Source organism: Pantoea sp. EKM101V (genome assembly GCF_011800325.1).
Lineage (GTDB): Bacteria > Pseudomonadota > Gammaproteobacteria > Enterobacterales > Enterobacteriaceae > Pantoea > Pantoea anthophila.
This window is the reverse complement of sequence record NZ_JAALFP010000007.1, coordinates 233,490-255,939: the sequence shown is the minus strand read 5'-3', so window position 1 is coordinate 255,939 and position 22,450 is coordinate 233,490. Positions and strand designations below refer to the sequence as shown.

The 22,450-nt window shown below is 51.3% G+C and carries 37 protein-coding genes; 1 reads left to right on the top strand and 36 read right to left on the bottom strand.

Features of this window, described 5'->3' with window-relative positions; genetic code table 11:
- Positions 1–90 precede the first annotated feature (90 nt).
- The 29 genes from rplQ to rpsJ all read right to left on the bottom strand — a co-directional run bounded on the left by rplQ (position 91) and on the right by rpsJ (position 15,539).
- Positions 91–477, bottom strand: coding sequence for a 50S ribosomal protein L17 (rplQ, locus tag HFD92_RS13615; protein ID WP_009087575.1), 387 nt, complete (start codon positions 475–477; stop codon positions 91–93).
- Positions 478–517: 40 nt separating this feature from the next.
- The gene (gene rpoA, locus HFD92_RS13610; protein WP_003850179.1) at positions 518–1,507 is read right to left on the bottom strand and encodes a DNA-directed RNA polymerase subunit alpha; all 990 of its coding nucleotides are present in this window, start codon (positions 1,505–1,507) and stop codon (positions 518–520) included.
- Between the two features lie 25 nt (positions 1,508–1,532).
- On the bottom strand, positions 1,533–2,153 hold the full coding sequence (rpsD, locus tag HFD92_RS13605) for a 30S ribosomal protein S4 (RefSeq protein WP_008927131.1): 621 nt from the start codon (positions 2,151–2,153) through the stop codon (positions 1,533–1,535).
- A gap of 33 nt (positions 2,154–2,186) precedes the next feature.
- Entirely contained in the window at positions 2,187–2,576 is a 390-nt protein-coding gene (gene rpsK / locus HFD92_RS13600; RefSeq protein ID WP_004160563.1) for a 30S ribosomal protein S11, read from the bottom strand.
- 16 nt (positions 2,577–2,592) lie between these two features.
- The gene (gene rpsM / locus HFD92_RS13595; RefSeq protein ID WP_003850176.1) at positions 2,593–2,949 is read right to left on the bottom strand and encodes a 30S ribosomal protein S13; all 357 of its coding nucleotides are present in this window, start codon (positions 2,947–2,949) and stop codon (positions 2,593–2,595) included.
- A 146-nt stretch (positions 2,950–3,095) separates the two neighbouring features.
- Positions 3,096–3,212 (bottom strand): 50S ribosomal protein L36, encoded by a 117-nt coding sequence (gene rpmJ, locus HFD92_RS13590; RefSeq protein WP_010252805.1) that lies wholly within the window; start codon positions 3,210–3,212, stop codon positions 3,096–3,098.
- A gap of 32 nt (positions 3,213–3,244) precedes the next feature.
- A complete protein-coding gene (secY, locus tag HFD92_RS13585; protein WP_009087577.1) occupies positions 3,245–4,576 on the bottom strand; it encodes a preprotein translocase subunit SecY in 1,332 nt (443 codons plus the stop codon).
- Positions 4,577–4,583: 7 nt separating this feature from the next.
- The gene (rplO, locus tag HFD92_RS13580) at positions 4,584–5,018 is read right to left on the bottom strand and encodes a 50S ribosomal protein L15 (protein ID WP_009087579.1); all 435 of its coding nucleotides are present in this window, start codon (positions 5,016–5,018) and stop codon (positions 4,584–4,586) included.
- A 3-nt stretch (positions 5,019–5,021) separates the two neighbouring features.
- Complete coding sequence (gene rpmD / locus HFD92_RS13575; RefSeq protein WP_003850166.1) at positions 5,022–5,201, bottom strand: 50S ribosomal protein L30; 180 nt, start codon at positions 5,199–5,201, stop codon at positions 5,022–5,024.
- A gap of 5 nt (positions 5,202–5,206) precedes the next feature.
- Positions 5,207–5,707 (bottom strand): 30S ribosomal protein S5, encoded by a 501-nt coding sequence (gene rpsE, locus HFD92_RS13570; protein ID WP_003850164.1) that lies wholly within the window; start codon positions 5,705–5,707, stop codon positions 5,207–5,209.
- A 14-nt stretch (positions 5,708–5,721) separates the two neighbouring features.
- Positions 5,722–6,075 (bottom strand): 50S ribosomal protein L18, encoded by a 354-nt coding sequence (gene rplR, locus HFD92_RS13565; protein WP_003850163.1) that lies wholly within the window; start codon positions 6,073–6,075, stop codon positions 5,722–5,724.
- Between the two features lie 9 nt (positions 6,076–6,084).
- Complete coding sequence (gene rplF, locus HFD92_RS13560) at positions 6,085–6,618, bottom strand: 50S ribosomal protein L6 (RefSeq protein ID WP_009087581.1); 534 nt, start codon at positions 6,616–6,618, stop codon at positions 6,085–6,087.
- A gap of 13 nt (positions 6,619–6,631) precedes the next feature.
- Positions 6,632–7,024, bottom strand: coding sequence for a 30S ribosomal protein S8 (gene rpsH, locus HFD92_RS13555; RefSeq protein WP_003850158.1), 393 nt, complete (start codon positions 7,022–7,024; stop codon positions 6,632–6,634).
- A gap of 32 nt (positions 7,025–7,056) precedes the next feature.
- A complete protein-coding gene (gene rpsN, locus HFD92_RS13550) occupies positions 7,057–7,362 on the bottom strand; it encodes a 30S ribosomal protein S14 (RefSeq protein WP_008927132.1) in 306 nt (101 codons plus the stop codon).
- A gap of 14 nt (positions 7,363–7,376) precedes the next feature.
- Positions 7,377–7,916 (bottom strand): 50S ribosomal protein L5, encoded by a 540-nt coding sequence (gene rplE, locus HFD92_RS13545; RefSeq protein WP_003850155.1) that lies wholly within the window; start codon positions 7,914–7,916, stop codon positions 7,377–7,379.
- Positions 7,917–7,930: 14 nt separating this feature from the next.
- The gene (gene rplX / locus HFD92_RS13540; RefSeq protein WP_003850150.1) at positions 7,931–8,245 is read right to left on the bottom strand and encodes a 50S ribosomal protein L24; all 315 of its coding nucleotides are present in this window, start codon (positions 8,243–8,245) and stop codon (positions 7,931–7,933) included.
- A gap of 10 nt (positions 8,246–8,255) precedes the next feature.
- Positions 8,256–8,627 carry a 50S ribosomal protein L14 gene (gene rplN, locus HFD92_RS13535; protein ID WP_006120590.1) on the bottom strand — a complete coding sequence of 124 codons (372 nt, stop codon included), beginning with the start codon at positions 8,625–8,627 and terminating at the stop codon, positions 8,256–8,258.
- Positions 8,628–8,875: 248 nt separating this feature from the next.
- Complete coding sequence (locus HFD92_RS13530; protein WP_140925504.1) at positions 8,876–10,228, bottom strand: 8-oxoguanine deaminase; 1,353 nt, start codon at positions 10,226–10,228, stop codon at positions 8,876–8,878.
- A 358-nt stretch (positions 10,229–10,586) separates the two neighbouring features.
- Positions 10,587–10,841 carry a 30S ribosomal protein S17 gene (gene rpsQ, locus HFD92_RS13525; RefSeq protein ID WP_003850147.1) on the bottom strand — a complete coding sequence of 85 codons (255 nt, stop codon included), beginning with the start codon at positions 10,839–10,841 and terminating at the stop codon, positions 10,587–10,589.
- Complete coding sequence (rpmC, locus tag HFD92_RS13520) at positions 10,841–11,032, bottom strand: 50S ribosomal protein L29 (RefSeq protein WP_003850146.1); 192 nt, start codon at positions 11,030–11,032, stop codon at positions 10,841–10,843. The genes rpsQ and rpmC overlap by 1 nt, the downstream gene beginning before the upstream one ends.
- Positions 11,032–11,442 carry a 50S ribosomal protein L16 gene (rplP, locus tag HFD92_RS13515; RefSeq protein WP_002438716.1) on the bottom strand — a complete coding sequence of 137 codons (411 nt, stop codon included), beginning with the start codon at positions 11,440–11,442 and terminating at the stop codon, positions 11,032–11,034. Before rplP ends, rpmC begins: the two co-directional genes overlap by 1 nt.
- A gap of 12 nt (positions 11,443–11,454) precedes the next feature.
- Complete coding sequence (gene rpsC, locus HFD92_RS13510; protein ID WP_009087585.1) at positions 11,455–12,153, bottom strand: 30S ribosomal protein S3; 699 nt, start codon at positions 12,151–12,153, stop codon at positions 11,455–11,457.
- A gap of 17 nt (positions 12,154–12,170) precedes the next feature.
- Positions 12,171–12,503 carry a 50S ribosomal protein L22 gene (gene rplV, locus HFD92_RS13505; protein WP_008927136.1) on the bottom strand — a complete coding sequence of 111 codons (333 nt, stop codon included), beginning with the start codon at positions 12,501–12,503 and terminating at the stop codon, positions 12,171–12,173.
- A 13-nt stretch (positions 12,504–12,516) separates the two neighbouring features.
- A complete protein-coding gene (rpsS, locus tag HFD92_RS13500) occupies positions 12,517–12,795 on the bottom strand; it encodes a 30S ribosomal protein S19 (protein WP_001138115.1) in 279 nt (92 codons plus the stop codon).
- Positions 12,796–12,811: 16 nt separating this feature from the next.
- Positions 12,812–13,633, bottom strand: a complete 822-nt coding sequence (gene rplB / locus HFD92_RS13495) for a 50S ribosomal protein L2 (RefSeq protein ID WP_009087588.1) — start codon at positions 13,631–13,633, stop codon at positions 12,812–12,814.
- 17 nt (positions 13,634–13,650) lie between these two features.
- Positions 13,651–13,953, bottom strand: coding sequence for a 50S ribosomal protein L23 (gene rplW, locus HFD92_RS13490; RefSeq protein WP_003850708.1), 303 nt, complete (start codon positions 13,951–13,953; stop codon positions 13,651–13,653).
- Positions 13,950–14,555, bottom strand: coding sequence for a 50S ribosomal protein L4 (rplD, locus tag HFD92_RS13485; RefSeq protein ID WP_009087590.1), 606 nt, complete (start codon positions 14,553–14,555; stop codon positions 13,950–13,952). The genes rplW and rplD overlap by 4 nt, the downstream gene beginning before the upstream one ends.
- Before the next feature lie 10 nt (positions 14,556–14,565).
- Entirely contained in the window at positions 14,566–15,195 is a 630-nt protein-coding gene (gene rplC, locus HFD92_RS13480) for a 50S ribosomal protein L3 (RefSeq protein WP_006120583.1), read from the bottom strand.
- Positions 15,196–15,227: 32 nt separating this feature from the next.
- A complete protein-coding gene (rpsJ, locus tag HFD92_RS13475) occupies positions 15,228–15,539 on the bottom strand; it encodes a 30S ribosomal protein S10 (RefSeq protein ID WP_001181005.1) in 312 nt (103 codons plus the stop codon).
- A 393-nt stretch (positions 15,540–15,932) separates the two neighbouring features.
- Between rpsJ and HFD92_RS13470 the strand changes: the two genes are divergently transcribed.
- Positions 15,933–16,703 carry an A24 family peptidase gene (locus HFD92_RS13470; RefSeq protein WP_167429100.1) on the top strand — a complete coding sequence of 257 codons (771 nt, stop codon included), beginning with the start codon at positions 15,933–15,935 and terminating at the stop codon, positions 16,701–16,703.
- Here HFD92_RS13470 and bfr read toward each other — a convergent pair.
- From bfr to tusB, 7 genes are all read right to left on the bottom strand, one after another.
- Entirely contained in the window at positions 16,690–17,163 is a 474-nt protein-coding gene (bfr, locus tag HFD92_RS13465) for a bacterioferritin (protein WP_009087595.1), read from the bottom strand. The genes HFD92_RS13470 and bfr overlap by 14 nt on opposite strands.
- Positions 17,164–17,261: 98 nt before the next feature.
- The gene (bfd, locus tag HFD92_RS13460) at positions 17,262–17,456 is read right to left on the bottom strand and encodes a bacterioferritin-associated ferredoxin (protein WP_009087597.1); all 195 of its coding nucleotides are present in this window, start codon (positions 17,454–17,456) and stop codon (positions 17,262–17,264) included.
- A gap of 171 nt (positions 17,457–17,627) precedes the next feature.
- Positions 17,628–18,812, bottom strand: a complete 1,185-nt coding sequence (gene tuf / locus HFD92_RS13455) for an elongation factor Tu (protein WP_009087599.1) — start codon at positions 18,810–18,812, stop codon at positions 17,628–17,630.
- A 68-nt stretch (positions 18,813–18,880) separates the two neighbouring features.
- Positions 18,881–20,995, bottom strand: a complete 2,115-nt coding sequence (gene fusA, locus HFD92_RS13450) for an elongation factor G (RefSeq protein ID WP_009087601.1) — start codon at positions 20,993–20,995, stop codon at positions 18,881–18,883.
- Positions 20,996–21,088: 93 nt separating this feature from the next.
- The gene (rpsG, locus tag HFD92_RS13445) at positions 21,089–21,559 is read right to left on the bottom strand and encodes a 30S ribosomal protein S7 (protein WP_009087603.1); all 471 of its coding nucleotides are present in this window, start codon (positions 21,557–21,559) and stop codon (positions 21,089–21,091) included.
- 96 nt (positions 21,560–21,655) lie between these two features.
- Positions 21,656–22,030 carry a 30S ribosomal protein S12 gene (rpsL, locus tag HFD92_RS13440; protein ID WP_003852912.1) on the bottom strand — a complete coding sequence of 125 codons (375 nt, stop codon included), beginning with the start codon at positions 22,028–22,030 and terminating at the stop codon, positions 21,656–21,658.
- A gap of 124 nt (positions 22,031–22,154) precedes the next feature.
- Positions 22,155–22,442 carry a sulfurtransferase complex subunit TusB gene (gene tusB / locus HFD92_RS13435; RefSeq protein ID WP_046100699.1) on the bottom strand — a complete coding sequence of 96 codons (288 nt, stop codon included), beginning with the start codon at positions 22,440–22,442 and terminating at the stop codon, positions 22,155–22,157.
- Positions 22,443–22,450: the final 8 nt, after the last annotated feature.

The window sequence follows — 22,450 nt, the reverse complement described above, 5'->3', positions numbered from 1 at the left end:
GATGCCCTCAAAAATAGAAGCGTCATTCTAAGGTAGCGAATTTCAGGCAATAAAAAACCCGCCGAAGCGGGTTTTTTACGTTGCTGCAGATTACTCTGCGGCTGCTTCTGCTTGAGCTTCTGGACGATCAACCAGCTCGATGTAAGCCATCGGAGCGTTGTCACCAGCACGGAAGCCACACTTCAGAATACGAGTGTAACCACCAGCACGGCTCGCAAAACGCGGGCCCAGCTCATTAAACAGTTTTGCCACGATCTCGTTATCACGAGTACGGGCGAATGCCAGACGACGATTAGCTACGTTGTCGGTCTTGGCAAGAGTAATCAGCGGCTCAACTACGCGACGCAGTTCTTTGGCTTTCGGCAGAGTCGTTTTGATGATCTCATGACGAACCAGAGAACCGGCCATGTTGCGGAACATAGCCTGACGATGGCTGCTGTTGCGGTTCAGTTGACGACCACTCTTACGATGGCGCATGACCTTATCCTTCTCAGTGAAACCTTAACCTGTGATCGGTTTATTCATCAGCAATGCTTGCCGGTGGCCAGTTCTCAAGGCGCATGCCCAGAGACAGACCACGTGAAGCGAGCACATCTTTAATCTCAGTAAGAGATTTTTTACCCAGGTTAGGCGTTTTAAGCAGCTCAACCTCGGTACGCTGTACCAGATCACCGATGTAGTGGATAGCTTCTGCCTTAAGGCAGTTAGCAGAGCGGACAGTCAATTCCAGATCGTCAACAGGGCGCAGCAGGATCGGATCGAATTCTGGTTTCTCTTCTTTAACTTCCGGCTGACGTACATCACGTAAGTCAACGAAAGCTTCAAGTTGTTCAGCCAGAATGGTCGCCGCACGACGAATCGCCTCTTCAGGATCGATTGTGCCGTTGGTTTCCATTTCGATGACCAGCTTGTCCAGGTCGGTGCGCTGCTCTACACGCGCTGCTTCAACATTGTAGGCGATACGGTCTACAGGGCTGTAGCAAGCGTCAACTAACAGGCGGCCGATTGGGCGCTCATCTTCTTCCGAATGAATTCGGGCAGAAGCCGGCACATAGCCACGACCACGCTGAACTTTGATACGCATGCTGATAGCCGCGTTCTCATCGGTCAGATGGCAGATGACATGCTGAGGCTTGACGATTTCGACATCACCATCATGGGTAATGTCGGCTGCAGTCACAGGGCCAATGCCAGATTTATTCAGGGTCAGAATAACTTCATCTTTACCCTGAACTCTTACCGCCAGCCCTTTCAGGTTGAGCAGGATTTCCAGGATATCTTCCTGTACGCCCTCTTTGGTGCTGTACTCATGAAGTACACCATCAATTTCAACCTCGGTCACCGCGCAACCCGGCATGGATGAAAGCAGAATACGGCGCAGTGCGTTACCAAGAGTATGGCCAAAGCCACGCTCTAAAGGCTCAAGGGTCACCTTGGCGTGCGTCGAACTCACTTGCTCGATATCTACCAGGCGCGGTTTTAGAAACTCTGTCACAGAACCCTGCATTGTGTCCTCTCTTTGGTACTAAGCTTTACTTGGAGTAAAGCTCGACGATCAGGTGTTCGTTAATGTCCGCAGACAGATCAGTACGTTCAGGAATACGCTTGAACACACCTTCCATCTTAGTCGCATCAACTTCCAGCCAGGTTGGCTTTTCACGCTGCTCAGCCAGCTCCAGAGCGGCCTTCACGCGAGATTGCTTTTTGGCTTTCTCACGGATGCTAACGACATCATTCGGAGATACCTGATAAGAAGCGATGTTAACAACGCGGCCGTTTACCAGAACAGACTTGTGGCTAACCAGCTGACGTGCTTCTGCACGCGTGGCACCGAAGCCCATACGATAAACTACGTTGTCCAGACGACCTTCCAGCAGAGCCAACAGGTTTTCACCGGTGTTGCCTTTCAGACGAGCTGCTTCTTTGTAATAGTTACGGAACTGACGCTCCAGCACGCCGTAGATACGACGAACTTTCTGCTTCTCACGTAACTGACCGCCGTAATCAGACAGACGCGGTTTACGCGCACCATGCTGACCAGGGGCTTGTTCAATTTTACACTTGGAATCAATCGCGCGAACGCCAGACTTAAGGAATAAGTCAGTGCCCTCACGACGGCTCAGCTTGAGCTTAGGACCCAAATATCTTGCCATTTTCTTTCTCCAACTATCCTAAAAAAACGGGCGTTATACGCGACGTTTTTTCGGCGGACGACAACCGTTATGAGGGATCGGAGTCACATCAGTAATATTCGTGATGCGGAAACCAGCGGCGTTCAAAGCACGAATCGTAGATTCGCGACCTGGACCCGGACCCTTTACCATAACTTCCAGATTCTTAATTCCGTAATCTTTTACCGCTTCTGCACAGCGCTCTGCAGCGACCTGAGCAGCAAACGGAGTGGATTTACGTGAACCGCGGAAACCGGAACCACCGGCGGTTGCCCAACCCAGCGCGTTACCCTGACGATCAGTAATGGTAACGATGGTGTTGTTAAAAGAAGCATGGACATGAGCCACGCCATCTGAGACTTGTTTTCTTACACGCTTGCGTGCACGAACTGGTGCCTTTGCCATTATTTACTCACCCCGATTATTTCTTGATCGGTTTACGCGGACCCTTACGGGTACGTGCGTTGGTCTTGGTACGCTGACCGCGAACCGGAAGACCACGACGATGGCGCAAACCACGGTAGCAACCAAGGTCCATAAGACGCTTGATGCTCAGGGTGATTTCACGGCGCAGATCACCTTCAACAACGAATTTCGCAACTGCATCACGCAGCTGATCAATTTGTTCTTCAGACAGCTCACTGATCTTAACATTTTCAGCAATGCCCGTTGAAGCGCAGATGGCTTTTGAACGGGTTTTACCGATACCGAAGATCGAAGTTAATGCGATAACGGTATGTTTTTGATCAGGAATGTTAATGCCTGCTATACGGGCCACTATGCACTCCTATAATTAAACAAGCACGTCCCATGCTGAAAAGCCCGTTTTCAGGATACTCAAATGGAAACGTACTGACATACAAAAGATTGGCTGGCTAATCTAGCCAGCTCAACCCGACTTTGCAAGAAAAATATGTGACAAAATCAGCCTTGGCGCTGTTTATGCTTTGGCTCGGCGCTGCAGATCACACGTACGACACCGTCGCGACGAATGATTTTGCAGTTACGACATAATCTCTTGACGGAAGCACGAACTTTCATTTTTACTCTCCGTAACTTCTCAACCAACTGAATTAACGGCCGTAGCCTTTCAGGTTAGCTTTCTTCAGTGCCGACTCGTACTGACTGGACATCATCAGAGTTTGCACTTGAGCCATAAAGTCCATGATGACGACAACTACGATAAGCAGTGATGTACCGCCAAAGTAGAAGGGAACCTTCATCGCATCACGCATGAACTCCGGGATAAGGCAGATAAAAGTAATGTACAGGGCGCCGATTAAGGTCAAACGCGTCATTACTTTATCAATATACTTCGCCGTTTGCTCTCCCGGACGAATTCCCGGTACGAATGCACCAGACTTCTTCAGGTTATCTGCTGTTTCACGTGGGTTGAAAACCAACGCCGTATAGAAGAAACAGAAGAAGATGATTGCAGTCGCATAGAGTAGCACATAAAGCGGCTGTCCTGGCTGCAAATACAGCGAAATTGTTGTCAGCCAGTTCCAACCGGTACCGCCCCCAAACCACGATGCAATCGTTGCCGGGAACAGAATAATGCTGGAAGCAAAAATAGCCGGGATAACACCCGCCATATTCACTTTCAACGGTAAATGTGTGCTCTGTGCAGCGTAAACGCGACGACCCTGCTGACGTTTTGCGTAGTTCACCACAATGCGGCGCTGTCCACGTTCAACGAAGATAACAAAGTAGGTCACTGCGAATACGAGTACTGCAACCAACAGCAACAGAAGGAAGTGCAGGTCGCCTTGCCGCGCTTGCTCGATGGTATGGCCAATGGCCGGCGGAAGACCCGCAACAATACCTGCGAAGATAATGATCGAAATACCGTTACCGATACCCCGCTCAGTAATCTGTTCGCCCAGCCACATCAGGAACATTGTTCCTGAGACCAGACTCACAACAGCGGTAAAGTAGAACGCAAAGCCCGGATTCATCACCAGACCCTGCATCCCTGGCATATTCGGCAGACCGGTAGCAATACCGATCGACTGGAATATGGCCAATACCAACGTACCGTATCGGGTGTACTGGCTAATCTTACGACGGCCAGCCTCCCCTTCTTTCTTAATTTCCGCTAACGCTGGATGAACCACCGTTAATAACTGGATAATGATCGATGCCGAGATATACGGCATGATGCCCAGTGCGAAAATAGAAGCACGGCTGAGAGCACCACCAGAGAACATGTTAAACATTTCAATGATGGTGCCACGCTGTTGCTCAAGCAGTTTGGCAAGTACAGTGGCATCAATACCAGGGATTGGAATAAAAGAGCCAATACGGAAGACAATCAGTGCGCCGATGACAAACAGAAGTCTGCGTTTCAGCTCACCAAAGCCGCCTTTGGCGCTTTGAAAATCTAATCCCGGTTGTTTAGCCATCTGCTACTTATTCCTCGATTTTACCGCCAGCAGCTTCGATTGCAGCACGAGCACCTTTGGTGACACGCAGGCCGCGAACCGTTACCGGTGCAGAAACTTCACCAGACAGAATTACTTTAACGAATTCAATCTGAACACCGACAATGTTGGCTGCTTTCAGCGCGTTCAGGTCGACGATACCGCCTTCAACTTTCGCCAGATCAGACAGACGAATCTCTGTAGTGATCATTGCTTTGCGAGAGGTGAAACCGAACTTCGGCAGACGACGGTACAGAGGCATCTGACCACCTTCGAAACCGCGACGTACGCCACCGCCAGAACGTGAGTTCTGACCTTTGTGACCACGACCACCGGTTTTTCCGAGGCCAGAACCGATACCACGACCCAGACGCTTAGTAGCGTGCTTAGACCCTTCGGCCGGAGACAGAGTATTTAAACGCATCTCTTACTCCTCCACTTTAACCATGTAGGAAACCGCGTTGACCATGCCGCGTACAGCTGGCGTGTCTTCACGCTCTACGGTATGACCAATACGACGCAGACCCAGGCCAACCAGAGTGGCTTTATGCTTAGGCAAGCGGCCGATTGAACTACGGGTTTGAGTGATTTTAATAGTCTTAGCCATCGTGATTACCCCAGAATTTCTTCAACGGATTTACCACGCTTAGCAGCGACCATTTCCGGAGATTTCATATTGCCCAGGCCGTCGATAGTTGCACGAACCACGTTAATCGGGTTAGTAGAACCATAGGCTTTTGCCAGTACGTTATGAACTCCAGCGACTTCCAGAACGGCGCGCATTGCACCACCGGCGATGATACCGGTACCTTCTGAAGCCGGCTGCATGAACACGCGGGAACCCGTGTGTGCACCTTTAACAGGGTGCTGCAGGGTGCCGTTGGTCAGCGCGACGTTAACCATGTTGCGACGGGCTTTCTCCATCGCTTTCTGGATCGCTGCTGGAACTTCACGCGCTTTACCGTAACCAAAACCTACGCGACCGTTACCATCGCCTACCACAGTCAGTGCTGTGAAGGAGAAAATACGACCACCTTTAACAGTTTTAGAAACACGGTTTACCGCGATCAGTTTTTCCTGCAGTTCGCCAGCTTGTTTCTCGATGTGTGCCATCTTAGACCTCTACCTTAGAACTGAAGGCCAGCTTCACGGGCAGCATCTGCCAGTGCCTGGACGCGACCATGATATTGGAAACCGGAACGGTCGAAAGAAACACCTGTGATGCCTTTTTCGATTGCGCGTTCTGCGATAGCTTTACCTACTGCAGCTGCGGCTTCTTTATTACCGGTATACTTCAGTTGTTCAGTGATAGCTTTTTCTACAGTAGAAGCAGCGACCAGAACTTCGGAACCGTTCGGGGCGATTACCTGTGCGTAAATATGACGCGGGGTACGATGTACCACCAGGCGAGTAGCACCCAGCTCTTTGAGCTTGCGACGTGCACGGGTCGCACGACGGATACGAGCAGATTTCTTATCCATAGTGTTACCTTACTTCTTCTTAGCCTCTTTGGTACGCACGACTTCGTCGGCGTAACGGACACCCTTGCCTTTATAAGGCTCAGGACGACGGTAGGCGCGCAGGTCTGCTGCAACCTGACCAATCAGCTGCTTATCAGCGCCTTTCAGCACGATCTCAGTCTGAGTTGGGCATTCTGCAGTGATACCCGCGGGCAGCTGGTGATCGACTGGATGAGAAAAGCCCAGTGACAGGTTAACCATATCGCCTTTAACGGCAGCACGATAACCTACACCAACCAGCTGCAGCTTCTTAGTGAAGCCTTCGGTAACACCGATAACCATTGCGTTCAGCAGCGCGCGAGAAGTACCCGCCTGCGCCCAGCCGTCAACGAAACCTTCGCGCGGAGCGAAAGTCAGAGCGTTGTCAGCATGCTTAACTTCAACAGCATCATTGATAGTACGAGTCAGCTCGCCGTTTTTACCTTTAATCGAAATTACCTGACCGTCGAGTTTTACCTCTACGCCGGCAGGAACAACGACAGGTGCTTTAGCAACACGAGACATATGTATCCTCCGATTACGCTACGTAGCAGATAATTTCGCCACCAAGACCAGCCTGGCGCGCTGCACGATCAGTCATGACACCTTTGGATGTAGAAACTACAGCGATGCCCATACCAGCCATTACCTTTGGCAGCTCATCTTTTTTCTTATAGATGCGCAGGCCAGGACGGCTTACTCGCTGAATGCTTTCTACAACAGCTTTACCCTGGAAATACTTAAGAGTCAGTTCCAGTTCCAGCTTGATGTCGCCTTCGATTTTGAAATCTTCAATATAACCTTCTTCCTTCAGAACGTTGGCAATTGCCAATTTCAGCTTGGAGGAAGGCATGGTGACCGCAACTTTGTTCGCGGCCTGACCGTTACGGATACGGGTCAGCATATCCGCGATCGGATCTTGCATGCTCATCTGTGTTACTCCCGTGATTCAATTGGTGACAATTACCAGCTAGCCTTTTTCAGGCCCGGGATTTCACCGCGCATGGCGGCTTCGCGGACCTTGATACGGCTCAACCCAAACTTCCGCAGGAAACCGTGCGGACGACCTGTTTGACGGCAGCGGTTACGCTGACGTGAAGGGCTGGAATCACGCGGCAGACTCTGCAGCTTCAGAACAGCATCCCAACGGTCTTCGTCGGAAGCGTTCACATCAGAGATGATCGCTTTCAGTTCAGCGCGTTTAGCGAAGAATTTGTCTGCTAATTTTGCACGTTTAACTTCACGTGCTTTCATAGATTGCTTAGCCATTAAGTAACCCTACCTTACTTACGGAACGGGAAGTCAAAGGCAGCCAGCAGAGCACGGCCTTCATCATCAGATTTCGCAGTAGTGGTAATGGTGATATCCAAACCACGAACGCGATCGACTTTGTCGTAGTCGATTTCTGGGAAGATGATCTGCTCACGTACACCCATGCTGTAGTTGCCACGACCATCGAATGACTTAGCGGACAAGCCACGGAAGTCACGGATACGTGGAACAGCAATGGTGACCAGACGCTCAAAGAACTCCCACATGCGCTCGCCACGCAGAGTTACTTTACAGCCGATCGGATAGCCCTGACGGATTTTGAAGCCTGCAACTGATTTGCGTGCTTTGGTGACCAGCGGTTTTTGACCGGAGATTGCTGCCAGGTCAGCTGCTGCGTTATCCAGCAGTTTCTTGTCAGCGATCGCTTCACCAACACCCATGTTCAGGGTGATCTTCTCGACCCGAGGGACTTGCATGACAGAATTGTAGCCAAACTCTGTCATGAGTTTCTGGACTACTTCGTCTTTGTAGTAATCATGCAGTTTCGCCATCGTACTACTCCAAATTACTTGATAGTTTCGCTGTTAGACTTGAAGAAACGGACTTTTTTGCCGTCTTCGAATCTAAAGCCTACACGGTCAGCCTTACCAGTTGCCGCGTTGAACAGTGCAACGTTAGAAACCTGAATAGCAGCTTCTTTTTCAACGATGCCACCTGGCTGGTTCAGAGCCGGAACCGGCTTCTGATGTTTCTTCACCAGGTTGATACCTTCAACGATGACCTTACCAGAAGACAGGACATTCTTTACCTTACCGCGCTTACCTTTATCTTTACCGGTCAACACGATAACTTCGTCGTTACGACGGATTTTAGCTGCCATTGTTCGCTCCTTAGAGTACTTCTGGTGCCAGAGAGATAATTTTCATGAACTTTTCAGTACGAAGTTCACGAGTTACCGGCCCAAAAATACGCGTACCGATAGGCTGCTCACTGTTATTGTTCAGAATAACGCATGCATTACCATCGAAGCGAATGACAGAACCGTCCGGGCGACGAACACCCTTCCTGGTGCGCACCACTACCGCCTTCAGGACATCACCTTTTTTGACTTTACCACGAGGAATTGCTTCCTTGATGGTAACTTTGATGATGTCACCGACGCCTGCGTAGCGACGGTGCGAGCCACCCAGAACCTTGATACACATTACGCGACGTGCACCGGAGTTGTCGGCGACGTTCAGCATAGTCTGTTCTTGGATCATTTTAGTGCTCCGCTAATGTCAACTACTACTTCGGGACCTAAACCTCAGGTCGTTAGAAAGCCCCATAATTGAGGGCGCGGCATTGTAACACCGGTTCTCACAGATGGGTAGAAAAAATAAACGGCTCTCAATCGAGCCGCTGATTTTCCCTGATGACAGGGAGGGCGTATTCTAGGGAATAGTGCGAACAGTAGCAAATGTAATCTGCCTTATTTTTCGTCGATCCCCAAATAAAGTGCCCTTCTGTCTCAGCCTGCCAGTTTTGTGGCCAGCTGGTTGTGCTGACGCAGCAGCGCTGGCAGTTCAATTCCGGCCAGTTCTCCTTTACGTACCCGGACTTGTCCGTTAATGATGCTGTAAGCAACCTGTCCCGGATTACAGAACACCAGGGCGGCGACCGGATCGTGCCCTGCCCCAGCCAGGCCTGGCCGATTCAGGTCAAACACCGCCAGGTCAGCCATCATACCAGGCGCAACAGCCCCCACATCATTACGGTTAAGCACTTTTGCACTGCCCAGCGTTGCCAGCTCCAGAGCCTGCCGTGCGGTCATGGCATCCGGGCCAAACCCGACACGCTGTAGCAGCATCGCCTGACGAACCTCGGCCATCATATCTGAGCTGTCATTGGAGGCAGAGCCATCCACGCCGAGACCGACATGCACACCGGCATCGCACATATGGCGTATCGGGGCGATGCCTGAGCCGAGCCGCATATTTGAGCAGGGACAATGGGCAATGCCCGTTCCGGTGCGGGCAAAGAGTTCAATACCCTGTGGATCGAGTTTGACGCAGTGAGCATGCCAGACATCCTGGCCAACCCAGCCGAGGTCCTCAACATACTGCGCAGGAGTCATATTAAACTTTTCGCGACTGTAGCGGATGTCGCTGTCGTTCTCTGCCAGATGCGTGTGCATCGAGACGCTGAAACTGCGGGCCAGTGCGGCGGACTGCTTCATCAGCTCCCGGCTGACGGAGAATGGCGAACAGGGAGCCACCACGATGCGTAGCATTGAACCATGGCTATCATCGTGATAGCGCTCAATGACCCGCTGCGTATCTTTCAGAATTGCCGCTTCATTCTCCACCAGGCTATCGGGCGGTAAGCCGCCCCGTGATTTCCCCACGCTCATACTGCCCCGGCTTGCATGGAAACGCATTCCCATAACGGCAGCAGCCTCAATACTGTCATCAAGCTGACAGCCATTTGGATAGACATAGAGATGATCACTGGTGGTCGTGCAGCCAGAGAGTATCAGTTCAGCCATCGACACCTGCGTTGAGATACGAATCATCTCAGGTGTCAGGTTCTGCCAGAGAGGATAGAGGTGAGTCAGCCAGTTAAAGAGTTCGCCATTCTGCACAGCCGGAATGGCGCGGGTCAGGCTCTGATACATATGGTGATGCGTATTGATCAGACCCGGAATCACAATGTGCCCACGCAGGTCGATAACCTCATCCGCGCTATCGGGTAGTGCTCCGGCTTCTCCGACCGCCACGATCTGATTTCCTTTGATCAGAACAGAGGCGTTGCGAATTTCCCGACGGTCAGCATCCATGCAAACTACACAGTCGGCGTTCTTCAGTAACAGAGTTCGTTCCATGCTATTGCCTGTAGGTTGATATTGTGTGCTTTCCGATAATAGCGGCAAGCTTTTGGCAGAGCTAATAGCAGGCAACGCAGCAAACAAAGGTAATTTCAGCAGTGACCGCCGTAAGCGATCGGGACTCTCCATTTTCACGGCACATTTCCTTGTACAGTTATGACGACACCGGCCTGTTCAGCCCGATGCATTCAGGCCAGACCGCCTGAAGAGTCGCAGCTTACCGCCGGGAAACTGTTGAATTTGTGCGCACTATCAAATCTGCATGTCCGGGGACACAAATGGATCAATCCCGGGGCAGAGGCAAAAAAAAACCCCCTGCCGAAGCAGAGGGTTTCCTCAGAAAAAACGGTTCTTATTACAGAACGGCTTTCTCAATTACGCGAACCAGGGTCCAGGATTTAGTCTTGGACAGTGGACGGCATTCGCGGATTTCTACCACGTCGCCGATTCCACATTCATTGTTCTCGTCATGGATGTGCAGCTTGGTCGTACGCTTAATGAATTTGCCGTAGATCGGGTGTTTCACGAAACGTTCGATAGCAACAACTGCAGATTTCTGCATTTTGTCACTTACTACACGACCCTGCAGAGTACGGATTTTATCGGTCATTACGAACCCGCCTTCTCAGTCAGTAAAGTCTTAACGCGTGCAACATCACGGCGAACCTGTTTCAGCAGATGAGTCTGCTGCAGTTGGCCAGATGCTGCCTGCATGCGCAGGTTAAATTGCTCACGCAGCAGATTAAGCAGCTCAGTGTTCAGCTCTTCAACGCTTTTTTCACGCAGCTCAGTTGCTTTCATTACATCACCGTCTTAGTTACAAAGGTGGTTTTGATAGGCAGTTTTGCTGCTGCCAGCTTGAATGCTTCACGGGCCAGCTCTTCTGGTACGCCGTCCATTTCATACAGGACTTTACCAGGCTGGATCAGGGCAACCCAATACTCAACGTTACCCTTACCTTTACCCATACGCACTTCCAGCGGCTTCTCGGTGATCGGTTTGTCCGGGAATACTCGGATCCAGATCTTACCTTGACGCTTAACTGCACGGGTCATAGCACGACGTGCTGCTTCGATCTGACGAGCAGTCAGACGACCACGGCCAACAGCTTTCAGACCGAAAGTACCGAAGCTAACATCCGTACCCTGCGCCAGACCGCGGTTGCGGCCTTTGTGCACCTTACGGAATTTTGTACGCTTTGGTTGTAACATCAGCGACTCTCCTTACTTACGGCCTTTACGCTGCTGCTTTTTAGGTTGAGCAGCCGGTTCCGGTTGTTCAACAGCAGCCATACCACCCAGGATCTCACCTTTGAAGATCCATACCTTAACGCCGATTACACCATAAGTGGTGTGCGCTTCAGAGGTGTTGTAGTCAATGTCAGCACGCAGTGTGTGCAACGGTACGCGACCTTCACGATACCATTCGGTACGTGCGATCTCGGCGCCGCCCAGACGGCCGCTAACTTCGACTTTAATACCCTTCGCGCCAAGACGCATGGCGTTCTGAACCGCACGCTTCATAGCACGACGGAACATCACACGACGCTCCAGCTGTGAAGTGATGCTGTCAGCAACCAGTTTTGCGTCCAGTTCCGGCTTGCGGACTTCGGCGATATTGATCTGTGCAGGAACGCCAGCGATGTTCGCGACGACCGTGCGCAGTTTTTCTACGTCTTCGCCTTTCTTACCGATAACGATGCCAGGACGAGCGGTGTGAATAGTCACACGGATGCTCTTAGCTGGACGCTCGATAACGATACGAGAGACAGACGCTTTAGCCAGTTCTTTAGTCAAAAACTGACGGACTTTAAAATCGCTGTCCAGGTTGTCAGCGAATTCTTTGGTGTTCGCAAACCAGGTAGAGTTCCATGGTTTTACAATACCCAGGCGAATACCATTAGGATGTACTTTCTGACCCATTGCTAGTCTCCAGAGTCTCAGCGATCGGACACAACCACAGTAATGTGGCTGGTGCGCTTCAGGATGCGATCTGCACGACCTTTGGCACGCGGCATAATGCGTTTCATGGTCGGACCTTCATCAACGAAAATTTTCGTGATTTTCAGATCGTCGATATCAGCGCCATCGTTGTGTTCGGCGTTAGCAATGGCAGATTCCAGAACTTTCTTGACCAGTACAGCCGCTTTCTTGTTGGTGTAGGTCAAAATGTCCAGTGCCTGCGACACTTTCTTACCGCGAATCAGGTCAGCAACAAGGCGAACCTTCTGAGCAGAAGAACGAGCGTGGCGATGTTGAGCTAAAGTTTCCATCTCTTCCTCCTACTTATTTCTTCTTGGCTTTTTTATCAGCCGCGTGACCGCGATAAGTACGTGTCGGCGCGAATTCACCCAGTTTGTGACCAACCATTTCGTCGGAAACAAAGACAGGAACGTGCTGACGACCATTATGGACAGCGATGGTCAAACCGATCATGTTAGGAAAGATCGTTGAACGACGGGACCAAGTGCGCAAAGGCTTCTTGTCACCGCTTTCCACCGCTTTCTCTACCTTCTTCAGCAAGTGCAGGTCAATAAAAGGACCTTTCTTGAGAGAACGTGGCATGGCTTATCCTCTAATATTATTTGCTACGGCGACGTACGATAAATTTATCAGTACGCTTGTTGCTACGGGTCTTCTTACCTTTGGTCTGAACGCCCCACGGAGAAACCGGGTGCTTACCAAAGTTACGACCTTCACCACCACCGTGCGGGTGATCAACTGGGTTCATCGCGGTACCACGAACGGTCGGACGAACACCACGCCAACGGGCTGCACCAGCTTTACCCAGAACGCGCAGCATATGCTCAGCGTTGCCGACTTCGCCCAGTGTTGCGCGGCAGTCAGACTCGACTTTACGCATTTCACCTGAACGCAGACGCAGGGTAACGTAAGAACCTTCACGCGCAACGATCTGCACGTAAGCACCGGCTGAGCGAGCAATCTGACCGCCTTTGCCTGGTTTCATTTCTACGTTATGCACGGTTGAACCCACCGGGATGTTACGCATCGGCAGTGTGTTACCTGCTTTGATCGCAGCATCAACGCCAGACTGAATCTGGTCGCCGGCTTTCAGGCCTTTAGGGGCCAGGATGTAACGGCGTTCGCCGTCTTTGTACAGAACCAGTGCGATGTTCGCAGAGCGGTTCGGATCGTACTCAAGACGTTCAACAACTGCCGGGATACCGTCTTTGTTGCGTTTGAAGTCAACAATACGATAAGCCTGCTTGTGACCACCACCGATATGACGGGTAGTGATACGACCATTGTTGTTACGGCCACCGGATTTGCTGTTTTTTTCTACCAGCGGGGCAAATGGTTTGCCCTTGTGCAGCTCCGCGTTTACCACTTTAACTACATGGCGACGACCCGGAGATGTCGGTTTACATTTAACAACTGCCATTGTCTTTCTCCTCCGACTTACTCAGCGCCGCCAGCGAAGTCCAGATTCTGGCCTTCTTTCAGGGTGACGTAAGCTTTTTTCCAGTCGCTACGACGACCGATACGCTGTCCTTGACGCTTAACTTTACCCTTAACAACCAGGGTGTTTACGTCTTTAACTTCTACTTCGAACAGTTTCTCAACAGCAGCAACGATCTCTGCTTTGGTCGCGTCATTAGCAACTTTGAGAACGATGGTATTGGTTTTTTCCATCGCGCTAGATGCTTTTTCAGATACGTGCGGCGCGCGCAGTACTTTCAGCAGACGTTCTTCACGGATCATGCCAGCATCTCCTCAACTTGCTTAACTGCATCAGCAGTCATAACGACTTTGTCGAAGGCGATCAGGCTAACTGGATCGATACCAGATGCATCACGCACGTCAACCTTGTACAGGTTACGCGCAGCCAGGAACAGATTCTCATCCAGTTCGCCGGTGATGATCAGCACGTCTTCCAGCGCCATGTCTTTCAGTTTCTGTACCAGCAGCTTGGTTTTCGGCGCTTCTACAGCAAATGATTCGACAACGATCAGACGGTCCTGACGTACCAGTTCGGACAGAATGCTTTTCAGCGCGCCGCGGTACATCTTTTTGTTAACTTTTTGACTGTGGTCTTGTGGCTTAGCAGCAAAGGTCACGCCACCTGAACGCCAGATCGGGCTCTTTACAGAACCTGAACGCGCACGGCCGGTGCCTTTCTGACGCCATGGCTTTTTGCCTGAACCGGTTACTTCAGCGCGAGTTTTCTGCGCGCGAGTTCCCTGGCGGGCGCCTGATGCGTAAGCAACAACAACCTGGTGAACCAGCGCTTCGTTGAAATCACGACCGAAGGTAGTTTCGGAAACAGTCAGCGCGCTCTGCGCGTCTTTCAATACTAATTCCATTGCTATCCCCTTACGCCTTCACAGCTGGTTTAACGATCAGGTCGCTACCGGTAGCACCGGGAACTGCACCTTTAACCAGCAGCAGGTTGCGCTCAGCGTCAACACGTACTACGTCCAGGCTCTGAACTGTTACGCGCTCATTACCCAGCTGACCTGCCATTTTCTTGCCTTTGAACACTTTGCCCGGAGTCTGGTTCTGACCGATAGAACCCGGAACGCGGTGAGACAAGGAGTTACCGTGAGTAGCGTCCTGGGTACGGAAGTTCCAGCGCTTAACGGTACCGGCGAAACCTTTACCTTTAGAGGTGCCAGTTACGTCTACTTTTTTAACGTCAGCGAAAATTTCAACGCTGATGCTCTGACCTACAGAATACTCGTCACCTTCAGCGGTGCGGAATTCCCACAGGCCACGGCCAGCTTCAACGCCAGCTTTAGCAAAATGACCAGCTTCAGGTTTGGTCACACGGTTTGCTTTTTTAGCACCGGTGGTAACCTGAATTGCCTGGTAACCATCGTTCTCCAGGCCTTTGACCTGAGTAACGCGGTTCGCTTCAACTTCGATTACGGTTACTGGGATAGAAACGCCATCTTCAGTGAAGATGCGGGTCATACCCACTTTTTTACCGACTAAACCAATCATTGTTTCAACCTCTCAATCGCTCGATGACCTGATTAACCCAGGCTGATCTGCACGTCAACACCGGCAGCCAGATCCAGACGCATCAGAGCATCAACCGTTTTTTCGGTTGGCTCAACGATGTCTACCAGACGCTTGTGAGTGCGGATTTCGTACTGATCACGCGCATCTTTGTTGACGTGCGGAGAGATCAGAACGGTAAAACGCTCTTTGCGGGTTGGCAGCGGGATTGGACCACGAACCTGCGCACCAGTGCGCTTGGCAGTCTCAACGATTTCCGCGGTTGATTGATCGATCAGACGATGATCAAACGCTTTAAGACGGATACGGATTCTTTGGTTCTGCATGAGACCAGAGCTCCAAACTTTTTATAGACGAAAAAAATTACTACTCGAACCCATTACGATTGATGGGAGAGTGTAATCGTTCAGCATATAACTCCCCAATTGGGAGTATTGTCAGGCGGCCTAACGGTCAGCCGTCTGCGATTCTGCTCGAATCGCGCCTGCAATATCTGCAGGCCCGCGCATTATACGTAATTCTGTTCAGGAAGCAACCCGTGCTGGCATTTTCGCTGTTAATTAGTGGCCGGGTCCTGAGGCATACATCGCACAGACCTGTCTCATGACTGACAGGGGGTGAATCAGGTTGTGAACAGGGTTCCGCAAGCTGGCATACACGGGCGACACGGAGTGTAAAAGCGGTGAAAGTATGGCCGACCGTTTAGCCGGAGCCCGAAGATGACCTTAATCCTGATTCAGTTAGCTGCCCTGGCTGGGGGAGGTGCGCTGGGCAGCTTTCTTTCGCTGGCCTGCGCGCGCTTTACCCCTGCCCTTTCTCCCACCCGGTGGTGTGCCGCCCTCTGTTTTCCCGGTTCGCACTGTCCCCACTGCCGCCAGCCTCTGTTATGGCGCGATACGCTGCCGCTGATCAGCTGGGCTGCCTTAAAAGGCCGTTGTCGCTTCTGCTCTTACTCATTTGGCGCAGTGAGTGTGGTCATGGAATGGCTGATTGCCAGCCTGAGCCTACTTGTACTGCTAAGCTTCGACAGCCTGACTGATGCGCTGTTTATTCTCACGGCGGCCTCTCTGTTGATGATGGTGGCCCTGATTGACCGTCGCCATCTCTGCATACCTGACCCGCTCAATTATCTGTTGCTCTGGCTGGGGTTAATTCATGCAACACTGGCTGGCACCGAAACCCCGGCGATATGGGGCGCACTGTCGGGCTACGTTGCCCTGTGGCTGCTTGCCCAAGGCTATCGACTGGTCAGGGGGTATGAGGGATTGGGATATGGTGATATGAAGCTTTTCGCCGCGCTGGGGGCCTGCTGTGGCTGGCAGGGCTTACCCTGGATTGCACTGGGTGCCACTCTGCTGGCACTGGCAGGCGTGTTGTTGCTGCAATTGCGTGGCCGGACGCAGGGCGTCAGCCCGCTGCCTTTTGGCCCTTTCCTGGCCATTGCGGGCTGGGTCACTCTCGTCCTGCAGACGCGGTTCACGCTTCTTTGATCTGAGCCTGCAGGTAGTTCTGGATCCCCATCATCCGGATGAGCTCAAGCTCCGTCTCGATCCAGTCGATGTGATGCTCCTCATCTGCCAGGATTTCAATCATCATGTCACGGCTGACATAGTCATGAACTTTGTCCGCATAGGCGATCGCTTCACGAAGATCTTTGGCCCCTTCCAGCTCCAGATTGAGATCTGAACTCAGCATTTCCTCAACGTCCTCACCGATGCGCAGCCGGCCCAGATCCTGCAGATTCGGGATCCCTTCCAGAAAAAGAATGCGCTCAATGTACTTGTCGGCATGCTTCATCTCATCGATCGATTCGTGATACTCCACATCATTGAGGCGCATCAGCCCCCAGTTTTTAAACATCCGCGCATGCAAAAAATACTGGTTTATAGCAACCAGTTCATTTCCAAGCAGTTTATTGAGATGACTGATAATTTTGATATCGCCCTTCATTGTTAACCCTCCACGTCTGCTTTATCAGATCGTAGATGTGATTAAAAAGAAGTCAAAAAAACGTGACAGATATTGTGGGTATTCGCACAGGCAGTGTGTCAGGCGATCTCTTTATAGAGTGGCGGATGCTGCATCTCTTCATCCATGATTTCCCGCGCGGCGCGCAGACATTTGCCGCACTGTTTGCCGACCGGTACAAAATGACGCAGTTGCTGGATGGATTTGGGCTGATAGCGCCGTACAACTTCACGAAGGGTTTTATCACTGATGGCATTACACAGGCAGACGTACATTCTTTCATCACTCAAGACCATTTTCTGTACACAGTGTAAATGCGAATCGTTTTTATTACAAACCTACCCTTTGCAGGGTTATGACGCTCTTCAGGCAAAAAAAAAGAGCACCGAAGTGCTCTTTTCTTTGTGTTGCAGTGGCCGTTTGCACGACCACAGCAGATATCACAATTAAGCGATAACTTTAGCAACAACACCCGCACCAACGGTACGGCCACCTTCGCGGATTGCGAAGCGCAGACCTTCGTCCATTGCGATTGGGTGGATCAGGGTAACAACCATTTTGATGTTGTCGCCTGGCATTACCATTTCAACGCCTTCTGGCAGCTCTACTGAACCGGTCACGTCAGTGGTACGGAAGTAGAACTGTGGACGGTAGCCCTTGAAGAACGGAGTATGGCGGCCACCTTCGTCTTTAGACAGAACGTATACTTCTGACTCGAACTGGGTGTGTGGCTTGATGGTGCCTGGCTTAGCCAGAACCTGACCACGCTGGATGTCTTCACGCTTGATACCGCGCAGCAGAACACCACAGTTTTCGCCTGCCTGACCCTGGTCCAGCAGCTTACGGAACATCTCAACACCGGTACAGGTTGATTTCGCAGTATCTTTGATACCTACGATTTCAACTTCGTCGCCGACTTTAACGATGCCGCGCTCAACACGACCGGTAACAACGGTACCACGGCCAGAGATTGAGAATACGTCTTCGATTGGCAGCAGGAACGGCATGTCGATCGCACGCTGTGGCTCTGGGATGTAGTTGTCCAGGTGCTCAGCCAGCTCGATGATTTTCGCTTCCCACTCAGCGTCGCCTTCCAGCGCTTTCAGAGCAGAACCACGAACGATTGGAGTGTCGTCGCCTGGGAAGTCATAGGCTGACAGCAGGTCACGCACTTCCATCTCAACCAGTTCCAGCAGCTCTTCATCATCAACCATGTCACACTTGTTCAGGAACACGATGATGTAAGGAACGCCAACCTGACGACCCAGCAGGATGTGCTCACGGGTCTGTGGCATCGGGCCATCAGTCGCAGCAACAACCAGGATCGCGCCGTCCATCTGCGCAGCACCGGTGATCATGTTTTTCACATAGTCGGCGTGGCCTGGGCAGTCAACGTGTGCATAGTGACGAGTCGGGGTTTCATACTCAACGTGTGAAGTGTTGATGGTGATACCACGTGCTTTCTCTTCTGGTGCGTTATCGATCTGATCGAATGCACGCGCCTGGCCGCCGTAAGTCTTAGACAGTACGGTGGTGATAGCTGCGGTCAGGGTGGTTTTACCGTGGTCGACGTGACCGATGGTGCCCACGTTTACGTGCAGTTTGTTACGCTGAAATTGCTCTTTCGCCATGGCGATAATTCCTTACGTTGTGCCTTCACCACGTGGGTGAAGGCATCAGTTCAAATTTAAACCGTAGCTTATTTGCTACGAGCTTCAATAACGGCCTGCGCTACGTTGTTCGGCGCATCGTCATACTTCAGGAACTCCATGGAGTAAGAAGCACGACCTTTGGTCAGAGAACGCAGCTGAGTTGCGTATCCGAACATTTCAGACAGCGGAACTTCAGCGTGAATCTGAACGCCAGTAGCGTTAGATTCCTGCCCTTTAAGCATACCACGACGACGGCTAAGGTCACCGATGACATCACCCGTGTTCTCTTCCGGAGTCTCTACTTCAACCTTCATGATAGGCTCAAGCAGAACCGGCTGCGCTTGTTTAAAGCCTTGTTTGAAGGCGATAGACGCGGCCAGTTTAAACGCCAGCTCAGAGGAGTCGACATCATGGTAAGAACCGAAGTGCAGACGCACGCCCAGATCCACAACCGGATAACCAGCCAGTGGGCCTGATTTCAGCTGCTCCTGGATACCTTTATCAACCGCAGGGATGTATTCACCAGGAATCACACCACCTTTGATGTCGTTGACAAATTCGTAGCCTTTCGGGTTCGAACCTGGCTCCAGTGGGTACATGTCGATAACAACATGACCGTACTGACCACGACCACCAGACTGCTTGGCGTGTTTACCTTCAACGTCGGTAACTTTAGTGCGGATCGCTTCACGGTAAGCAACCTGTGGTTTACCCACGTTTGCTTCCACGTTGAATTCACGCTTCATACGGTCAACGATGATGTCGAGGTGCAGCTCACCCATACCGGCGATGATGGTCTGGTTAGATTCTTCATCAGTCCATACGCGGAATGATGGGTCTTCTTTCGCCAGACGGCCCAGAGCCAGACCCATTTTTTCCTGGTCAGCTTTGGTTTTCGGCTCAACAGCGATTGAGATCACTGGCTCAGGGAACTCCATGCGCTCAAGGATGATGACGTTATCCGGGTCACACAGGGTATCACCAGTAGTCACATCTTTCAGGCCGATCGCAGCGGCGATATCACCCGCACGGACTTCTTTGATTTCTTCACGCTTGTTAGCGTGCATCTGAACGATACGGCCCAGACGCTCACGGTTTGACTTAACCGGGTTGAACACGGTGTCACCAGTGTTAACAACACCAGAGTAAACGCGGAAGAAGGTCAGGTTACCTACAAACGGGTCGGTAGCGATTTTGAACGCCAGTGCAGCAAACGGCTCGTTGTCGTCTGAGTGACGAACAGCCGGCGTGTCTTTACCGTCGTCCAGCATACCGTTGATCGCGGTAACGTCAGTCGGTGCTGGCAGATATTCAACAACTGCATCCAGCATCGCCTGAACACCTTTGTTCTTAAATGCAGAACCACAGGTTACCAGGATAATTTCGTTGTTCAGAACGCGCTTACGCAGAGCAGTTTTGATCTCTTCTTCGCTCAGCTCTTCACCGCTGAAGAATTTCTCCATCAGCTCTTCAGAGGCTTCTGCTGCTGCTTCGATCAGCTTGCCGCGCCATTCTTCAGCCAGTTCCTGCATATCAGCCGGGATATCTTCGTAAACAAAGGTTACACCCTGGTCTTCGTCGTTCCAGTTGATTGCTTTCATTTTCACCAGGTCAACAACACCGGTGAATTTCTCTTCTGCGCCGATAGCCAGCTGCAGAGGAACTGGAGTTGCACCCAGACGAACTTCCATCTGGTTAACAACTTTCAGGAAGTTAGCACCCATGCGGTCCATTTTGTTAACGAACGCAATGCGTGGAACTTTGTATTTGTTAGCCTGACGCCATACGGTCTCAGACTGTGGCTGAACGCCACCAACTGCACAGTAAACCATTACCGCGCCATCAAGAACACGCATAGAACGTTCTACTTCGATGGTGAAGTCAACGTGTCCTGGGGTGTCGATGATATTGATGTGGTGTGGTTCGAACTGCTTAGCCATACCAGACCAGTAACAGGTGGTCGCAGCGGAGGTGATAGTAATACCACGTTCCTGTTCCTGCTCCATCCAGTCCATGGTTGCTGCGCCGTCGTGTACTTCACCGATTTTGTGGTTTACACCGGTGTAGAACAGAACACGTTCGGTAGTGGTAGTTTTACCGGCGTCGATGTGCGCACTGATACCGATGTTACGGTAGCGAGCAATGGGTGTTTTACGAGCCATTTTATTCCTCGGTTTTTCGGACGTTCAAAATTAGTCAACCCCAGCGGGTTGGCCGTTTGGGCGCCCGCTGGTTTAACAATAACTACGCGACTGTTACCAGCGGTAGTGTGCGAACGCCTTGTTGGCTTCTGCCATGCGGTGAACGTCTTCACGTTTCTTAACTGCAGTACCTTTGTTCTCTGCAGCATCAGAAAGTTCGTTCGCCAGGCGAAGAGCCATTGATTTATCACCACGTTTACGAGCAGCATCTACGATCCAGCGCATTGCCAGGGCATTACGACGAACCGGACGGACTTCAACTGGTACCTGATAGGTAGAACCACCAACGCGACGTGACTTAACTTCGACAGTCGGGCGCACGTTTTCCAGTGCTACTTCAAAGGCTTCCAGGGAGTTTTTACCTGAACGCTGAGCCAGGGTCTCAAGCGCGGTATAAACGATAGATTCTGCAGTAGATTTTTTACCATCTACCATCAGGATATTTACAAATTTGGCCAGCAGCTCTGATCCGAACTTAGGATCTGGCAGAATTTTACGCTGACCAATGACGCGACGACGTGGCATGGAAATACTCCGTTGTTAATTCAGGATTGTCCAAAACTCTATGAGTTTATTTTGACATTTAATTTAAAACGTTTGGCCTTACTTAACGGAGAACCATTAAGCCTTTGGCTTCTTCACGCCGTACTTGGAGCGAGCCTGCTTACGGTCTTTAACACCTGAGCAGTCCAGCGCGCCACGAACGGTGTGGTAACGCACACCTGGCAGGTCTTTTACACGACCGCCACGGATCAGGATCACGGAGTGCTCCTGCAGGTTGTGACCTTCACCACCGATGTAGGAAGTCACTTCAAAACCGTTGGTCAGACGCACACGGCAAACTTTACGCAGTGCGGAGTTAGGTTTTTTAGGAGTGGTGGTGTACACACGAGTACAAACGCCACGTTTTTGCGGGCAAGCTTCCAGCGCCGGCACGTTGCTCTTTGCAACTTTGCGGACGCGTGGTTTGCGAACCAGCTGGTTAACTGTTGCCATTAAATAGCTCCTGGATTTGCTTTTGCTTCGTAAACACGTAATAAATCGCCTCGTAGAATTACGAGGAGGCAGAATTTTAGGGCTGCGTCAAAAGGGTGTCAAGAAATAACCAGGTTTTAGCCGATTACCAGACCATTTGTTGCGGATGCCTGATCGTTAGCGTGACAAAGCCATTATAGTCTACGGACCGCACAGTGGTCGAAATTTGTCCAGACAGCCCGCGCGCCTGGACATCTTCGTCCAGAACCCACAGCGTCGCTTTGCAGGCTGACAGCTGAACCCATGCCCGACTGCCAGCCACGGCAGCCAGCACACCATCCTGTAGCAGCAGCAGATCATCACCGGCTTCCGCCATTAATAACAGCGTGTCGAGGTCGCTGTGCGACGGAGAGTGCATCAGAGTATGCAGCATTTGCGCCT

Coding starts and splice junctions, on each gene's coding strand:
- rplQ (WP_009087575.1), bottom strand. CDS start 477: ATGCGCCATCGTAAGAGTGGTCGTCAACTGAACCGCAACAGCAGCCAT.
- rpoA (WP_003850179.1), bottom strand. CDS start 1,507: ATGCAGGGTTCTGTGACAGAGTTTCTAAAACCGCGCCTGGTAGATATC.
- rpsD (WP_008927131.1), bottom strand. CDS start 2,153: ATGGCAAGATATTTGGGTCCTAAGCTCAAGCTGAGCCGTCGTGAGGGC.
- rpsK (WP_004160563.1), bottom strand. CDS start 2,576: ATGGCAAAGGCACCAGTTCGTGCACGCAAGCGTGTAAGAAAACAAGTC.
- rpmJ (WP_010252805.1), bottom strand. CDS start 3,212: ATGAAAGTTCGTGCTTCCGTCAAGAGATTATGTCGTAACTGCAAAATC.
- secY (WP_009087577.1), bottom strand. CDS start 4,576: ATGGCTAAACAACCGGGATTAGATTTTCAAAGCGCCAAAGGCGGCTTT.
- rplO (WP_009087579.1), bottom strand. CDS start 5,018: ATGCGTTTAAATACTCTGTCTCCGGCCGAAGGGTCTAAGCACGCTACT.
- rpmD (WP_003850166.1), bottom strand. CDS start 5,201: ATGGCTAAGACTATTAAAATCACTCAAACCCGTAGTTCAATCGGCCGC.
- rpsE (WP_003850164.1), bottom strand. CDS start 5,707: ATGGCACACATCGAGAAACAAGCTGGCGAACTGCAGGAAAAACTGATC.
- rplR (WP_003850163.1), bottom strand. CDS start 6,075: ATGGATAAGAAATCTGCTCGTATCCGTCGTGCGACCCGTGCACGTCGC.
- rplF (WP_009087581.1), bottom strand. CDS start 6,618: ATGTCTCGTGTTGCTAAAGCACCTGTCGTTGTTCCTGCCGGCGTAGAG.
- rpsH (WP_003850158.1), bottom strand. CDS start 7,024: ATGAGCATGCAAGATCCGATCGCGGATATGCTGACCCGTATCCGTAAC.
- rpsN (WP_008927132.1), bottom strand. CDS start 7,362: ATGGCTAAGCAATCTATGAAAGCACGTGAAGTTAAACGTGCAAAATTA.
- rplE (WP_003850155.1), bottom strand. CDS start 7,916: ATGGCGAAACTGCATGATTACTACAAAGACGAAGTAGTCCAGAAACTC.
- rplX (WP_003850150.1), bottom strand. CDS start 8,245: ATGGCAGCTAAAATCCGTCGTAACGACGAAGTTATCGTGTTGACCGGT.
- rplN (WP_006120590.1), bottom strand. CDS start 8,627: ATGATCCAAGAACAGACTATGCTGAACGTCGCCGACAACTCCGGTGCA.
- HFD92_RS13530 (WP_140925504.1), bottom strand. CDS start 10,228: ATGGAACGAACTCTGTTACTGAAGAACGCCGACTGTGTAGTTTGCATG.
- rpsQ (WP_003850147.1), bottom strand. CDS start 10,841: ATGACCGATAAAATCCGTACTCTGCAGGGTCGTGTAGTAAGTGACAAA.
- rpmC (WP_003850146.1), bottom strand. CDS start 11,032: ATGAAAGCAACTGAGCTGCGTGAAAAAAGCGTTGAAGAGCTGAACACT.
- rplP (WP_002438716.1), bottom strand. CDS start 11,442: ATGTTACAACCAAAGCGTACAAAATTCCGTAAGGTGCACAAAGGCCGC.
- rpsC (WP_009087585.1), bottom strand. CDS start 12,153: ATGGGTCAGAAAGTACATCCTAATGGTATTCGCCTGGGTATTGTAAAA.
- rplV (WP_008927136.1), bottom strand. CDS start 12,503: ATGGAAACTTTAGCTCAACATCGCCACGCTCGTTCTTCTGCTCAGAAG.
- rpsS (WP_001138115.1), bottom strand. CDS start 12,795: ATGCCACGTTCTCTCAAGAAAGGTCCTTTTATTGACCTGCACTTGCTG.
- rplB (WP_009087588.1), bottom strand. CDS start 13,633: ATGGCAGTTGTTAAATGTAAACCGACATCTCCGGGTCGTCGCCATGTA.
- rplW (WP_003850708.1), bottom strand. CDS start 13,953: ATGATCCGTGAAGAACGTCTGCTGAAAGTACTGCGCGCGCCGCACGTA.
- rplD (WP_009087590.1), bottom strand. CDS start 14,555: ATGGAATTAGTATTGAAAGACGCGCAGAGCGCGCTGACTGTTTCCGAA.
- rplC (WP_006120583.1), bottom strand. CDS start 15,195: ATGATTGGTTTAGTCGGTAAAAAAGTGGGTATGACCCGCATCTTCACT.
- rpsJ (WP_001181005.1), bottom strand. CDS start 15,539: ATGCAGAACCAAAGAATCCGTATCCGTCTTAAAGCGTTTGATCATCGT.
- HFD92_RS13470 (WP_167429100.1), top strand. CDS start 15,933: ATGACCTTAATCCTGATTCAGTTAGCTGCCCTGGCTGGGGGAGGTGCG.
- bfr (WP_009087595.1), bottom strand. CDS start 17,163: ATGAAGGGCGATATCAAAATTATCAGTCATCTCAATAAACTGCTTGGA.
- bfd (WP_009087597.1), bottom strand. CDS start 17,456: ATGTACGTCTGCCTGTGTAATGCCATCAGTGATAAAACCCTTCGTGAA.
- tuf (WP_009087599.1), bottom strand. CDS start 18,812: ATGGCGAAAGAGCAATTTCAGCGTAACAAACTGCACGTAAACGTGGGC.
- fusA (WP_009087601.1), bottom strand. CDS start 20,995: ATGGCTCGTAAAACACCCATTGCTCGCTACCGTAACATCGGTATCAGT.
- rpsG (WP_009087603.1), bottom strand. CDS start 21,559: ATGCCACGTCGTCGCGTCATTGGTCAGCGTAAAATTCTGCCAGATCCT.
- rpsL (WP_003852912.1), bottom strand. CDS start 22,030: ATGGCAACAGTTAACCAGCTGGTTCGCAAACCACGCGTCCGCAAAGTT.
- tusB (WP_046100699.1), bottom strand. CDS start 22,442: ATGCTGCATACTCTGATGCACTCTCCGTCGCACAGCGACCTCGACACG.